Genomic DNA, 13,774 nt, shown 5'->3' with positions numbered 1-13,774 from the left:
CCGCTTTACCTTTTTTTGACAGCAAAATAACAACATTCCGCTTTGAACGACAGCATAACCAGGCTCATGCTTCGCACTTTTTATATGTCTTCACAAAGCTGAATATTGAACAGCACCAAGCAACAAAAAGAAGGTAACAGTGACGGCTCTGTGGGAAGTAAATCTAAAATGAATCTAATGAAATCTTACAAAATCAATAAAAAGGAAGCGCAGCAAAAGTTAAAAAAACAAAAAAAGGAAAACGCTCTGGATATAATAAGTAAATCAATAACAAAACCTTTCTGAAGGGTTCAGATAGGTCAATATTAATCTTTAAATTTTATAATTATGAGTACTCTAAAAAACAAAGTACAGTTAATTGGCAACGTAGGAAACGAGCCAGAAATTACGAACCTAGAAAGCGGAAAGAAAGTTGCTAAATTTTCAATCGCAACGAATGAGTTTTATAAAAACTCAAATGGGGAGAAAGAACAGAACACCCAATGGCACAATGTGGTGGCATGGGGCAAGATTGCCGAAATCGTTGAAAAATACGTAGGCAAAGGAAAAGAAGTTGCCTTAGAGGGTAAATTGACATCACGCTCTTATGAAACCAAAGAGGGAGAAAAAAGATATGTTACCGAAGTGGTAGCCAATGAAATCCTGCTTTTAGGCATTAAAGGTGATGATAACGCCAGTGAATAACTAAAATTAAAAGAGAGCGTCCCTCTGGAAAAGTGCGCCCTCTTTTTCATTATTAACTTCTAAAAAGAAAATCAAAATGAAAACACAAGTTAACAAAATAAAAGCGGATCTGCAACATTTTATAGGTTCAGAAACCTTTTATAAAATTCCTTTAATAGGAACTAGATTTACAGATGGTATTAAATATTTGGCAGATACTGCTGAGTGTTTTTGGTTAGTAACCGATGCTTCAGTTATAGCAAAAAGTTTAATGAGCAAAAGCTATTTTGTGACAGTCGATTTTAAACGGCTTTCTGAAAAAGAAAGAGCCGAAAAGCAATGTGAAGCTATCATTAATTATAGCGATGGAAATGACAACATTTTTGAAACACATAGATATAATGTAACCGATTTTCCATTGGATGAATTGCGATTATTTTTTGTGGATAATACGTTGATGCTTCCTAGTGAATATTGATTTTCTATCATGGTATATCTCAATTATTCGAACCTTGATAACGAAACCCAAGAACGTTTGGTTTCGGTTTCCAAAAAAGATGTTGAACAGAAATTTGGAAATGATTTGAAACGATACGCCAAAGAACATCATTTAAAATATGAAACGCTTTTGGAAGAAGAAGCCCTAAGAAATTTGTATTCTTATGACTATGTTTTTAATATTTAAAAGCTAATTATTAATCCAGGATCTTTAAGTTTTTAAAGGTCCTTTTTTTGTTCTGTTATTTTGAATTTTGCAACAAAAAGGGTAGTTTTCTAAGGATACTTTTAAACTTCAAATTAAACACTCTTAAAAAACTAAATTTCAATTCGTATTACTGGAAAAGCCATTACATTTTTGGATGTCATGGTATTTTTTTTGTCCCGATAAATCGGGACGAAAAGGAATAGCAAGAGGGTAACACGCTAGCGCGATGTTATATTGTTCAGTTTTTTCAAAACACCAGTGAAATCAGTGCTTCACAGCGTTTGAGTGTTATGGACTTTGTGTTTTTAGCATTATTTTTTCAGAAAAAACCCTCGCAGCCCAATAAAAACAATAAATTTTTTCAGAAAAAATGGATAAAGGATATGAAAAAGAACGCTTTGAGAAGCTTGGAATAAAAGTTTCCGTGGCAATAAGATTTCGAAAATTTTGCAAAAAAATGTCAAAGTCGCAATCCATGACCTTGCTTTTGATGCTGGACTTTTTTGAGGAAAATGGTATTTCCCCAAATGAAACTATGGGTCCAAATATGCAAACCCTGGAGAGCGAAATTAAGAAACGAATCAATGCCGTAATTGCCATTATAAAAGACATCGAAAAGAACCATGACAAACCCACGACTGCCATGTTGCAATCCTTGTTTATGGAGTTTGAACCCAAAGAAAAGAAAGTTCAGTTTGTGGAAAAATTAGACACGAATAATCAATTGTAAAATTATGTACATTTCAATTACAGCTCAAAAATTAGGTGGAGATTATTCACAAAGTTCAACCGATTTTGTGGAGTATCTAGAGAAAGAAAATCAAAGTTTAGAGCAAGAGAGTCAGGAGCATTTTTTTAACCAATATGGTGATGAAATTGAAGCTAAAGACGTTGTTAAAGAAATCGATGATAATACTGCAAAACTAAAAAAGAAAGAACCAAAATTTTATTCAATTACCGTAAGCCCAAGTCAATTTGAGCTACGGAAATTACAAAACAATTCTGAAGATTTAAAAAAATACACTAGAGCAATCATGAACGATTATGCAACATCATTTAATAGAGACATTAATGGCAAACCGATAACTGTTGATGATATAAAATACTTTGCTAAAATTGAGCACCAAAGAACATTTAAGGGTACAGATAAGCAAGTAAGAGAAAACCAACCATTTGCCACTAAAATACTTCAGCTTAAACAAGATATCCGAAAAATTGAGAATGGACAATTGGAAGGGGATATTAAGAAATTGAAATTTCAAATATCCAAACTTGAAGCTGAGGCACCACACCAACAAAACGGAAAGCGTATTGTTCAAGGCATGAAAAAAGAAGGCAACCAAAGTCATATTCATATCATAGTAAGTAGAAAGGATACTTTTAATTCTGTGAGCTTATCACCAGGATCCAAACACAAAGCTTCAGAGGTTGTAATGCATGGAAAATTAGTAAAACGAGGATTTGACAGGGATTCATTTTTTACAAAAGCTGAAAGTACCTTTGACAAAACTTTTGGTTACAAACGTAATTATGCAGAATCCTATAAGTCGAAGAAAGATTTTATTAAAAATCCAAAATTGTACTTCACAACATTGTTGGGATTACCAGCTAGTGAAAAAGCGATAGCTTTTAAAATGCTCGCAAAATCTGGAGTTCCTATAGCCAGTATTCCAACTAATCAAGTGCAGTTAGCACTTAAAACGATAAGGTATCTAAAACGTGGTGTAGAAGTAGCAATTAAATCTGGTTCGATAGGTATATAAGATGGAAATACAAGGTATTACATTTACAATTGGATTATTATTTGGAATGAGCTTGGTGTTTTTAAGTCTATTCAAAATGGCAAGATATGCCTTTTTTATAAATCTAATTTTAACTCTGATTTGTTTAGTTTTGCTTTTTAAACGGAATGCCTTTTTAATCCAATGGTTTACACAACTATTATATATTGGCTGTCCGCTATTGCTTATCAATACAGTTCTATATGTCTTTCTTCATAAGGAGAATGCAACTTTCGATTCCAATAATAAACACCAAGTCCATTTTAAGGTCAAGGGAGGAAATTTTAAAATAGATAACATTAAACGAGGTGCTTCAATAATTGGTTCAGCAGGAAGCGGAAAAACCGAAAGTGTGGTTTATAATTTTCTTCAGCATTTCAGTAAGCATAAATTTTCTGGAGTTATTCACGATTATAAAAATTTCGAAATTACTGAAATGGCATACCCATTATTCGAAAAAAATGAGATTGATTTTAAAGTCATTTCATTCGATACTATTTATGACCGAGTAAACCCCATAGCACCAAGATATATGACCAATGAAGAAAGTGTAAACGAGGTTGCAAGAGTGCTTATAGAGAATTTATTAGAGCAAAGAGAATCCGGAAGTATAGGAACAACAAAATTCTTCAATGACGCAGCAGAAGGTCTTATTGGCGGTTTAATTTGGAAACTTCGAACATCCTATCCACATTTATGCACCTTACCACATTTAATAGCTCTTTATCAAACTTTAGACACAACTAGTTTGATTACTTTTTTGAGTTCCAACACGACATCACGCGCAATGGCAGATGCTTTTATTAGTGGCAAGGATTCCGATAGACAAACCGCGGGAGTAAAAAGCACCTTGGCCAATGCGCTAAAAAAAATAAGTACACAACGTATTTTTATGGTTTTGTCGGCAGATGATGTTACACTCGACATTAATAATCAAGAAAAACCTTTAGTTATTTCAGTAGTAAACAATCCGAAATATGAAACTGCTTATTCGCCCATTATTGCAACAATCATACATACCGTAACAAAACAAATGAGTGTTCGAAATTCAAATCACTCATTTCTACTGATGGAAGAAGCGCCCACGATTAGGTTATTGAATATGCACCGTATTCCAGCTACTTTAAGAAGTTATAATATTGCCACCATTTATGTGATGCAAGATAAAATTCAAAATGATATGATGTATGGAGATAAGGCGAGTAAAGCGATTTTAAGCAATCTGTCTTATCAATTTTTTGGAAAGGTAAACGATCCAGATACAGCGAAATATTATGAACGTTTTTTTGAAATTGTAAAGAAAGAAACCACAAGTATTAATCGAGGTCATAACCTCAATTTTGACACACGAATTACAACTGGCGAACGTGAAGTCGCTAAGATAAGAGCTGATGTGTTTTTCAGATTAAAAGAAGGCGAATTTATTACTTTTGCTGATGGTGAGGATAAAAAAGTGCAATTCAAACTATCTAAAATTGATAGACGGTTGCCTATGGAAGCCCATAATTATTCTGAAGAAGATTTAAAAGCTAATTTTGATAGTATTTATCAGGATATAAGATCCATATTTAAAAGTTAGTTAAATTTAACATTCAAAATAATAGGTTTATTTTTTTGAGTAACTACATTATCCTTTTAAGAAATTAAGTACTTTTCTATTGGTCAGGAGTAGTTGTTTGTTCAAATATTTTAATAGAACCATTCTCAACATCGATGAGATATAAATTAGCGTTGCAGTTTTTCTAAGGCTTTTAACGCCACTCCTAAATCATTAAACATATTAACAATACTGCTTATTTTTAGATCCTGCTCTTCATATTCTTGGGTATGGATACTGCAAGTAAACTCCCAAAGTTCCAACACTTCATTTATGGGTATTTCATAGGGTTTATAAGAGGTGTTGTCAGACACCAATAGCAATGCATTTTTCTCTTTGATATGGTTGTACACCCTTTTGTATACCATACCATCATTAAGGGTTATAAGAACGTAAGTCTTGCCACTAATAATATCATGTCTGTCTTCCACAAAATGCCCCACCACATAGGAACCACTTTTCATAGGTAACATAGAATCTCCTTTTATGGGGAATGCTCTGTGTTTTCCCGTTGGTAAAAAAGGCAATTTTATTTTTTCTAACTGCTCAATATATTCGGGATCGTCGTAACCCAACAAATAACCGGCAGAAGTCTTGATGGGTACCACTTCTATTAAATTATTGTTATCATGATCCACGGCTATGGGAAACAAGATTCTTTGATTGCCAACTTCCATAAAAGAGGTGTCTGTGGCCTTGGTTAAATCGTTCCGCAATAAAATATCAATGGGGAGTCTGAAATAATCAGATATAAGAATAAGGAGTTCTATGGAGGGGGTAGAGCGTCCTTCTTCATAAGAACTTATGCGTGAACGGAGTACTTGCAAATCATCAGCAAGGGTTTCTTGGGTAACACCTTTAAGATGTCTTAAATGTTTTAAATTTTTTGCGATCATTTTCATAATGCTACAAAATTAAGCAATAATTGCTTGATATTTTAGCTAATTTTGCTTTATGAATAAAAATATATTACATCTGGACCTGGACACCTTCTTTGTGTCTTGTGAACGACTGATTGATAGTCGATTACAAAAACGACCTTTGCTTGTCGGAGGCACAGGAGATCGGGGTGTTGTGGCAGCTTGTAGTTATGAAACCAGACGTTTCGGTGTGCATTCTGGTATGCCGATGCGTTTGGCAAAACGCTTATGTCCAGAAGCGGTGATCATCCGTGGAAATTCATCTATTTATACCAAATATTCACATCAGGTAACCGAAATCATTAAGGAAAAAGTACCCATTTTTGAAAAGGCAAGTGTGGATGAATTTTATGCAGACTTAACAGGCATGGATAAATTTTTTGGTAGTTATAAATATGCTTCCGAATTGCGAACAACAATTATCAAGGAAACAGGCTTGCCCATTTCGTTTGGTCTATCGGGTAATAAAATAGTGTCCAAAGTGGCTACAGGTGAGGCTAAACCGAATAACCAATTGCGGATTGATCCAGGCTTTGAAAAGTCATTTTTAGCTCCTTTATCCATAAGAAAAATCCCATCAGTAGGAGATAAAACCTATCAAATTTTAAGGAATCTAGGCATTGATAAAGTGAGTGTCGTACAGCAAATGCCTATTGAGATGATGACCAGTGTTTTGGGCGTCAACGGTACCACCATTTGGAAACGAGCCAACGGGTTGGACAATCCGCCACTCATTCCGTTCCATGAGCGGAAATCCATTTCTACCGAACGTACCTTTACCAAGGATACCATCGATATGGTAAAATTGCGTACCACCATTTTTGCCATGGCGGAAAACCTAGCGTTTCAATTACGTAGGGGAGATAAATTGGCGTCCTGTATCAGTGTGAAGATCCGTTATTCAGATTTTAATACGTATTCCAAGCAACTTAAAATTCCCTACACCAGTGCCGATCATGTAATCATACCTAAAGTGTTGGAGCTATTTGATAAACTTTACGAACGTCGATTGTTGATCCGTTTGGTGGGGGTCAAGTTTACCGATTTGGTGTCCGGAAACTATCAAATCAATTTATTTGATGACACCGAAGAGATGTTAAGCCTGTACCATGCCATGGATACTATCCGCAGCCGTTACGGGGAGTTAAGCATTCAAAAAGCATCTTCAATGGGAGCAAAAACTATTGGACGTTTTCAAAACCCCTTTAATGGTGAACCGCCTATTTTATTGGCACATAGAAAACAATAATGTATCTCAACTGCCATACATATTATTCATTGCGTTTCGGAACTTTTTCCGAAGTGGAACTCTTGGAACTTGCAAAAGAAAACAGCCTGACCACGTTGGCGTTGACCGATATAAACAACACCTCCGCTTGTTTGAACTTTGTGCGTAAAGCAAAAGAGTTTGATATAAAACCCGTTATAGGCATAGATTTTAGAAATGGAGCCGTACAGCAATTTGTGGGTTTGGCAAAAAACAATAATGGGTTTTATGAGCTGAATGCTTTTTTATCGGAGCATCTACACGAAAAGAAAAGTATTCCTAATGACGCACCAACATTTAATGACGTTGTAATTGTATACCCGTTTGAAAAGGTACTGCAAAACGAAAAGAAACAATTTAAGGATCATGAGTTTATTGGTGTTTCGGTAGAAGAATTAAAGAAATTACCGTTTTCTATTTATAAATCCTATACCGACAAGTTGGTTGTTCAACAACAGGTAACCCTTAGGAACAAAAGGGACTTTAATGCACACCGATTGCTAAGGGCCATTGATAACAATACCTTATTGAGCAAGCTGCAAAAAACGGAAGAGTGCAGGATAACAGATGTCATGTTATCCCTTGAAGCATTGAAAAAAGCATATGCACAATTTCCACACATATTGACTAATACTGAAAACCTGTTAAATGCCTGTACCATTAATTTTAGTTTTGGTAAAGAAAGGGTCTCACAAAACCAACAGCTGTATTTAGAATCACCGCAAGCAGATTACGACATGTTGGTGAAGCTGTGTGATGACAATTTACATAAAAGGTATGCTAAACCCGATGCCAAGGTCAAGGGGCGCTTACAGACCGAGTTGACAACCATCAAGGCGATGGATTTTGTGTCCTATTTTTTAATCAATTATGATATTATTTCCTATTCAAAGCGCATGGGGTACATCCATGTGGGGCGGGGAAGTGGTGCCAATAGTATTGTGGCCTATATTATTGGTATAACGGATGTTGATCCCATTGAATTAGATCTTTATTTTGAACGTTTTATTAATCCCTTTCGAGCCTCCCCACCAGATTTTGATATTGATTTTTCGTGGAAGGACCGGGAAGATATTACCCAATACATTTTTAAGCGGTTTAAACATGTGGCGCTGCTAGCAACTTATAACACTTTTAAATACCGAGGCGTGGTTAGGGAATTGGGCAAAGTATTTGGATTGCCCAAAGAAGAAATAGATAAATTAAGCGATGGTAAATATGCCGCTAAGAGTCTCGATGAGATGGGGAAGTTGGTACTGAAATACGGGCAACTTATTAGAGGGTTTCCAAACCATTTAAGTGTTCATTCCTGTGGGGTACTTATTTTGGAAAAACCCATCCATTATTATTCCGCCACCGATATGCCACCAAAAGGCTTTCCTACCATTCAGTTTGATATGATTATTGCTGAAGATGTGGGTGTTTTTAAATTCGATATTCTGGGACAACGGGGATTAGCAAAAATAAAGGAAGCCATTGAAATTATTCAGTATAACAGACCTGAACTACCACCTATAGATATTACCCAAGTGGAGACCTTTAAAAACGATCCCAACATCAATGAACTTTTAAAGGGCGGCAAAGCAATTGGTGCCTATTATGTAGAATCACCTGCCATGCGTGGGTTGATGCAAAAACTGCAAACACAGGATTATTTGGGATTGGTAGCTGCTAGTTCAATCATTCGACCCGGGGTGTCGGGTTCTGGAATGAAAAAGGAATTTATCATCAGGCAACGGTATCCTGAAAAACGTAAAGATGCGAACCCGATGTTACTGAAAATAATGCCCGAAACTTATGGTATTATGGTATATCAAGAAGATGTGCTGAAGGTCGCCAATCAATTTGCAGGATTGACTTTAGGGGAAGCCGATGTATTACGCAGGGGCATGAGCGGTAAGTTTAGATCACGAGCAGAGTTTTTAGAAGTAGAGGCAAAGTTCCTTAAAAATTGTAAAGATAAAGGCTACCCCGACGATTTGACCATGGTGGTATGGGAACAAATAAAGAGTTTTGCAGGTTATGCATTTGCTAAAGGGCATTCGGCATCGTACGCTGTTGAAAGTTACCAAAGTTTATATCTTAAGTGTTATTTTCCTTTAGAGTTTATGGTGGCTGTTTTGAATAATGGAGGCGGATTTTATAGTGCAGAACATTATATTCATGAAGCTAAAATGTGTGGCGGTATCGTGTATCCCCCCTGTATTAATAATAGTGAGCACCCCAATAGTATTAAAGGAAAAACCATTTACTTGGGCTTTGGTTATTTAAAAAGTTTGGAATCTTTAACCATTGGTCGGTTTTTAACGGAACGGAATTTCAATGGTCCGTTTCAATCTTTAGATGATTTTATCGATCGTGTCACCATCAGTATTGAGCAATTAACCATATTAATCCGAATAGATGCTTTTAGATTTACCCAGCGTTCAAAAACTGAATTGTTATGGGAAGCTATTTTTAAACTGCATGTACATAAGCAGGGCAGTACCCAAGCCCGTTTATTTAAGCCAAACCATAAACAGTTTGATCTGCCATCAATTACGATTACCTATGTTGAAGAGGCTTATGATCAAATTGAATTGCTTGGGTTCCCGTTATGTAGCTATTTTGATTTAGTGGATGACGTCTTTCATGATAATATCAAGGCAAGTGATATGCATAAACACACCAATCAAAACGCATTACTTTATGGCGTATTGGTAAATACCCGATTCCATAAAACATCCCAAGGAAAATTAATCAGGTTTTGCACCTTTATAGATAGAGATGGTCATTATTTTGATACGGTACATTTTACAAAGGTGGTTGATACATACCCCATTAACGGCATGGGGGTGTATGGGTGTTATGGAAAAGTAACTGAAGAATTTGATTTTTGCAGTTTGGATATTATTTGGTCAAAAAAAATGTCTTTAAAACCAGATCCAAGAAGTTAGATGAATAAAGTAAGAAATCTATTTTCTATTTATAGCCTATTCTGAATAAAAACCAAAAACATATTCATCATTGAAAAGTATAGTGTCAACTAAAATAAATCCATTTTCAGTCCAATCGGCATATGCCTTTCTGGTGTTAGTATTAAATACTTGTCCTATACAAACCAAGTAAATTCTAGAATTTTTTGGTGTGTTATCTTCTAAATCAATAAATTTCATAATCGCTTGATTGAAATTCTTTAAGTAAGATAATAATTATTTATTAAATTTACACTATGTGTTTTCATACCAGTACAACCCATAAAACTAAAAAGCTTGAAGCTTATTTTAAGGTAAAGTTAAATACGGAAAGTATTCGACCGATTTTTGATATACCCAACTATCATTTAAACGGATTCAGTCATCCTAATATGTTGATCATCCCGCAGGAAAAAAGCCAAGTATTGGCTCCCGGGGTTTGGGGCATTGTCCCATCGAACAAAAAAGCAGATGAAATAAAGGATTATTATAAGGAAGCTGTTAAATATGGAGGAGGCCTCAATGCGAGGTCGGAAAAACTATTCCAACATTATATGTACCGTGAATCGGTTATGACGAAGCGCTGCATCATACCTGTCAATGGGTTTTACGAACCTCATGAACATAAAAAAAAGAAATATCCTTTTTATATCCAAGGGAAAGACAAAGAACCCTTGGCGCTTGCTGGTATTTATTCGGTTATTGATACCTACATTACTTTTTCGATACTAACAAAAGCGGCGTCTCCTTTATTTGAAAAAATCCATAACACCAAAAAGCGCCAACCTGTTATTATTGATGCGGAACATATTCAAAATTGGTTATCTAAAGATTTATCACAAGAAGAAATCATAACAATTCTAGATGAGTTTTATCCTGAGGATAAGTTAGATGCTTATACCGTAAGTAAGGATTTGTTCAGTCCTAAAGTGGATAGTAATACGGAAGCTATTATTGAAAAGGTCGAATATGCTGAATTAAATGAAGTTTTTTAGTAAAATATTAGAATTAATGTATAGCTCAGTTTTATATTGGCAACAATATTTATTCCAATTATTTATTTCAGTTATATTTAACTCGGCAGGCCTTTATGAAAACACAATGAGCCAAAGTTAAATACCTAGTAGAAAATCAGACAGTCAAATTTTATAGTGGCGCTTTTTCCTTAGGATCTCTAATGGTAACTATCCATGCACCATCCAGTTTTACCAATTTAAAAATTCCCGGTGTTTTATCATAAGAGGTCGCGTATTTTACCCAAGCGACATCCCCTTCAATTACTTCATCGATAAGTTTAAAATTAGATTCTGAGCCTTTTGGTTTGGCAAACATTTTCTGAAGGTTGGAAAATGTAGCAAAACCTTCTGGTGTGGTATGTTTTTTAAGCATGTCTTCATCACCCTGATAAAAGCTTTGAGCAACGATTTCTGCTATGGAAGCAGGTGATGAATCTTGTGTTCCTGCACAGGAAATGAATAAAAGTACGAGTGAATAAATGACAATTTTTTTCATAATACTATTAATTTGGGTTATTGATATATTTATGTGATATTTTCAGTTCAATATTTCTTTCGCCATCTTTCTCGTTCAGTTCTAAAATCACCCTTCTGTCATTGGATAATGAAAATTTCGGCATGACATAAATAAATCTTACCGTTTCATTTACTGCAATTTTAGAAGGCAGATGATGTTTAAAAATAGGCTCTTGGTACAAACGTTGCAAGGATTTCTTTTTTCCTTTTTGTCGAGTTTCGATTGAAAGGTTCAAAAAATTTAAATCGTAATCCAAGGTGGAATTATTCCTAATTTGAATAACGAAGTAGAGCTCTTCTTTATCAAAAACAATATTTTCAACCCTTAAAATAACACCTTCTTTATGCCTAGTATGCCTTCCCAGATATTGTCTTCTATCAAGAAGATAAGAGCAAAATTTTTGATAATAATACGTGTCGTTATCAATACTTTTTTCAGAAGTTTCAGTCTGAATGGAATCTACTACTTTTGGTTTTTCATTCCCAATACTATTAGATAACGGGACAAAGTAATTGAGTTTTGAAAGCTGCGCTTTATACCTTACAATATACGAAAAAATTGAACCATTTATATTGATTACCAGCAGATTACTTTCTTTTCCTGGTTGCGCTTGCAGTAAACCGAAGTATTGTTCTTTTTCACGATTGTATGTAAAAACAAAATTTTCTGAACCTGTTATGCCTTGTCGTATAGGTTCTGGAAAAAATAGTGCAACATTTTTGCTGTCATTGGCATAAATAGTGTCGAGGACTTCTATTGTTTGTGCTTGTGCTAAAACTGAAATCAAAACAATGGCTATAATTAGTATTGGTCTCATAATTTGGGTTTTAAAATAAGTTTATAATTGTTCAGTACAGTAACCTTTACGTTCCGATTACTACGTTTAAGTACTTTTGTAATGCCCCCAACTTGCGGAACAGAAGGGATATTTATATCACCTATCACATCGTCCAAAACTTCGCTTGTAGCTTCCGCTCTAAAGTTGTTTTCAACATAAATACCTTCACTACCATCCTGTAAATCGAAAGCTTTAAGCTTTGTGGGATGATGCTTTATGTTTTCTATAGCAATTAAAGCACGATTAGGCTGAAAACTAATAAAACCAAAAACTGGCGTGTTCTTTTTCATTAGTTTACCATTTATAGTTGCAGCTTTTGTAAGTCGCATTCTCAATCTGGTATTTGCTTTTACAATTTGGTCGCCATCAACAACAACATAAATGGTGGCATCTGTATTACCGATAATTGAAAACTCATAGGGTTTGGGTGCAGCTGCAAAAAACAGTTGATGTTCCAAGCCTAATTCTTTGGCTTCAATTTTAAGTTCTCTGATAATTTCTGTAGAATCAATTTCTACAGTTTGCTTCTTCTCAATTTTCTTTTGACCAAAGCTTTGATATTTCTTTTCGGTATATTGAATTTTATTAGTGTCGTAAATACTATCTACAATACGTTGTTTTTCACGTTCTGGTAAATCTGGATTGTAGTAACCCATAGAATCAATTAATTTTTCATCATAAATGCTAGGTGCATTGTTTTCACGAACTTCTTTCAAATCATTGATAGCATCCAGTTTGGAATCATACTCTTTTTGGTTTTCTTCCAAATCTGGTATCAAGGTCTGTTCAAGGTTTTCATTCTCATTTTCATCGTCACCCATTACTATCATGGAATAGGAAATAAGGAATATGAAAACAATAACCAATACTGCTATAAATACTATTTTATTCTTTTCTACTTTCATCATTTAGTTTTTTTAAAGTGTTTTCGAAATAATTTGTAATTAAAAGTCCATGTGGATTGTTTGGAAAGTTTCGGTAAACCATAATTAGGTTTCCTGTGGATAACAATTCATAAGTATCTATTATAGAACCTCGATTGATTTCAAAAATGGTTGTTGTAGTAAATCCATAAGAACCATTATTCTCAGTTATTTGTGAATCAATGCTAAGCACTTTTTGAACTAAGGAATATTGCAATAACCGATTATAAACACCATCTGCTTTTTTCTGGCGATATAGATTATCCACTGAACTATTACCCAACCAAAGTGCCTTTTCTAAATTCTTTTCATAATTACTCGCATCGATATTATAGAAGTAATTGTGAAATAATTCTAAATGTGCCAAAGCTTCAACCATGAAATTTTCTTTTTGACTAACAAGCTTCAGCGGGATGATGCTACCGTCTGTATTAATGGCAAATGCACTATTCATCGCATTTTTATTGGTGGTAAATACCATCCAAACTGAAAAGGTGCTGGTTGCCAATGCACAAATGACTACTGCTAAAACGATGAGTCTATTAATTTTAAGAACGTTATAAATGTTTTTGTAAGGTGTTTTCATAATAGG

Annotated in this window: 15 protein-coding genes; 9 read left to right on the top strand and 6 right to left on the bottom strand. The window is 34.7% G+C overall.

The window, feature by feature from the left end:
* Positions 1–327 precede the first annotated feature (327 nt).
* From EV196_RS05435 to EV196_RS05410, 6 genes are all read left to right on the top strand, one after another.
* Positions 328–684: a single-stranded DNA-binding protein gene (locus tag EV196_RS05435; protein WP_132215815.1), complete on the top strand. Its 357-nt coding sequence runs from the start codon at positions 328–330 to the stop codon at positions 682–684.
* Between the two features lie 76 nt (positions 685–760).
* A complete protein-coding gene (locus tag EV196_RS05430; RefSeq protein ID WP_132215812.1) occupies positions 761–1,141 on the top strand; it encodes a DUF6876 family protein in 381 nt (126 codons plus the stop codon).
* Positions 1,142–1,150: 9 nt separating this feature from the next.
* The gene (locus EV196_RS05425; RefSeq protein WP_132215809.1) at positions 1,151–1,348 is read left to right on the top strand and encodes a hypothetical protein; all 198 of its coding nucleotides are present in this window, start codon (positions 1,151–1,153) and stop codon (positions 1,346–1,348) included.
* Positions 1,349–1,739: 391 nt separating this feature from the next.
* Positions 1,740–2,099 carry a BfmA/BtgA family mobilization protein gene (locus EV196_RS05420; protein WP_132215806.1) on the top strand — a complete coding sequence of 120 codons (360 nt, stop codon included), beginning with the start codon at positions 1,740–1,742 and terminating at the stop codon, positions 2,097–2,099.
* 4 nt (positions 2,100–2,103) lie between these two features.
* A complete protein-coding gene (gene mobB, locus EV196_RS05415) occupies positions 2,104–3,132 on the top strand; it encodes a MobB family relaxase (RefSeq protein WP_132215803.1) in 1,029 nt (342 codons plus the stop codon).
* Position 3,133: 1 nt separating this feature from the next.
* Positions 3,134–4,729 (top strand): type IV secretory system conjugative DNA transfer family protein, encoded by a 1,596-nt coding sequence (locus EV196_RS05410; RefSeq protein WP_132215800.1) that lies wholly within the window; start codon positions 3,134–3,136, stop codon positions 4,727–4,729.
* A 146-nt stretch (positions 4,730–4,875) separates the two neighbouring features.
* Here EV196_RS05410 and EV196_RS05405 read toward each other — a convergent pair whose 3' ends face one another.
* Positions 4,876–5,649: an XRE family transcriptional regulator gene (locus EV196_RS05405; RefSeq protein ID WP_132215796.1), complete on the bottom strand. Its 774-nt coding sequence runs from the start codon at positions 5,647–5,649 to the stop codon at positions 4,876–4,878.
* A 52-nt stretch (positions 5,650–5,701) separates the two neighbouring features.
* On the opposite strand from EV196_RS05405, the gene EV196_RS05400 reads away from it, so the two are divergent.
* Together EV196_RS05400 and EV196_RS05395 are read left to right on the top strand one after the other, a co-directional pair.
* Complete coding sequence (locus tag EV196_RS05400; protein WP_132215793.1) at positions 5,702–6,916, top strand: DNA polymerase Y family protein; 1,215 nt, start codon at positions 5,702–5,704, stop codon at positions 6,914–6,916.
* On the top strand, positions 6,916–9,870 hold the full coding sequence (locus EV196_RS05395) for a DNA polymerase III subunit alpha (protein ID WP_132215790.1): 2,955 nt from the start codon (positions 6,916–6,918) through the stop codon (positions 9,868–9,870). The genes EV196_RS05400 and EV196_RS05395 overlap by 1 nt, the downstream gene beginning before the upstream one ends.
* A 36-nt stretch (positions 9,871–9,906) precedes the next feature.
* On the opposite strand, the gene EV196_RS05390 is transcribed toward EV196_RS05395, so the two are convergent.
* Entirely contained in the window at positions 9,907–10,089 is a 183-nt protein-coding gene (locus EV196_RS05390; RefSeq protein WP_132215787.1) for a hypothetical protein, read from the bottom strand.
* Positions 10,090–10,145: 56 nt separating this feature from the next.
* Here EV196_RS05390 and EV196_RS05385 point away from each other — a divergent pair, with 56 nt between their 5' ends.
* A complete protein-coding gene (locus EV196_RS05385) occupies positions 10,146–10,883 on the top strand; it encodes an SOS response-associated peptidase (RefSeq protein WP_132215784.1) in 738 nt (245 codons plus the stop codon).
* 151 nt (positions 10,884–11,034) lie between these two features.
* Here EV196_RS05385 and EV196_RS05380 read toward each other — a convergent pair whose 3' ends face one another.
* Genes EV196_RS05380 through EV196_RS05365 form a run of 4 tightly spaced genes read right to left on the bottom strand, consistent with a single transcriptional unit; the run spans position 11,035 to position 13,768 of the window.
* The gene (locus EV196_RS05380; RefSeq protein WP_132215781.1) at positions 11,035–11,400 is read right to left on the bottom strand and encodes a hypothetical protein; all 366 of its coding nucleotides are present in this window, start codon (positions 11,398–11,400) and stop codon (positions 11,035–11,037) included.
* 7 nt (positions 11,401–11,407) lie between these two features.
* Entirely contained in the window at positions 11,408–12,238 is an 831-nt protein-coding gene (locus EV196_RS05375) for a DUF4138 domain-containing protein (RefSeq protein ID WP_132215778.1), read from the bottom strand.
* Complete coding sequence (gene traM / locus EV196_RS05370; RefSeq protein WP_132216515.1) at positions 12,235–13,164, bottom strand: conjugative transposon protein TraM; 930 nt, start codon at positions 13,162–13,164, stop codon at positions 12,235–12,237. The genes EV196_RS05375 and traM overlap by 4 nt, the downstream gene beginning before the upstream one ends.
* Positions 13,145–13,768 (bottom strand): conjugal transfer protein TraK, encoded by a 624-nt coding sequence (locus EV196_RS05365; protein ID WP_132215775.1) that lies wholly within the window; start codon positions 13,766–13,768, stop codon positions 13,145–13,147. The genes traM and EV196_RS05365 overlap by 20 nt, the downstream gene beginning before the upstream one ends.
* Positions 13,769–13,774: the final 6 nt, after the last annotated feature.

Origin of the sequence: Mariniflexile fucanivorans, assembly GCF_004341235.1 — a bacterium.
Lineage (GTDB): Bacteria > Bacteroidota > Bacteroidia > Flavobacteriales > Flavobacteriaceae > Mariniflexile > Mariniflexile fucanivorans.
The sequence above is the reverse complement of the archived record's forward strand: the minus strand, read 5'-3'. Positions and strand labels throughout refer to the sequence as shown.

Bases quoted from the DNA above. Each gene is read 5' to 3' on its own strand.
- EV196_RS05365 (WP_132215775.1), bottom strand. From the start codon at position 13,768: ATGAAAACACCTTACAAAAACATTTATAACGTTCTTAAAATTAATAGA.
- EV196_RS05425 (WP_132215809.1), top strand. From the start codon at position 1,151: ATGGTATATCTCAATTATTCGAACCTTGATAACGAAACCCAAGAACGT.
- EV196_RS05375 (WP_132215778.1), bottom strand. From the start codon at position 12,238: ATGAGACCAATACTAATTATAGCCATTGTTTTGATTTCAGTTTTAGCA.
- EV196_RS05395 (WP_132215790.1), top strand. From the start codon at position 6,916: ATGTATCTCAACTGCCATACATATTATTCATTGCGTTTCGGAACTTTT.
- EV196_RS05400 (WP_132215793.1), top strand. From the start codon at position 5,702: ATGAATAAAAATATATTACATCTGGACCTGGACACCTTCTTTGTGTCT.
- mobB (WP_132215803.1), top strand. From the start codon at position 2,104: ATGTACATTTCAATTACAGCTCAAAAATTAGGTGGAGATTATTCACAA.
- EV196_RS05420 (WP_132215806.1), top strand. From the start codon at position 1,740: ATGGATAAAGGATATGAAAAAGAACGCTTTGAGAAGCTTGGAATAAAA.
- traM (WP_132216515.1), bottom strand. From the start codon at position 13,164: ATGAAAGTAGAAAAGAATAAAATAGTATTTATAGCAGTATTGGTTATT.
- EV196_RS05390 (WP_132215787.1), bottom strand. From the start codon at position 10,089: ATGAAATTTATTGATTTAGAAGATAACACACCAAAAAATTCTAGAATT.
- EV196_RS05385 (WP_132215784.1), top strand. From the start codon at position 10,146: ATGTGTTTTCATACCAGTACAACCCATAAAACTAAAAAGCTTGAAGCT.
- EV196_RS05430 (WP_132215812.1), top strand. From the start codon at position 761: ATGAAAACACAAGTTAACAAAATAAAAGCGGATCTGCAACATTTTATA.
- EV196_RS05380 (WP_132215781.1), bottom strand. From the start codon at position 11,400: ATGAAAAAAATTGTCATTTATTCACTCGTACTTTTATTCATTTCCTGT.
- EV196_RS05435 (WP_132215815.1), top strand. From the start codon at position 328: ATGAGTACTCTAAAAAACAAAGTACAGTTAATTGGCAACGTAGGAAAC.
- EV196_RS05405 (WP_132215796.1), bottom strand. From the start codon at position 5,649: ATGAAAATGATCGCAAAAAATTTAAAACATTTAAGACATCTTAAAGGT.
- EV196_RS05410 (WP_132215800.1), top strand. From the start codon at position 3,134: ATGGAAATACAAGGTATTACATTTACAATTGGATTATTATTTGGAATG.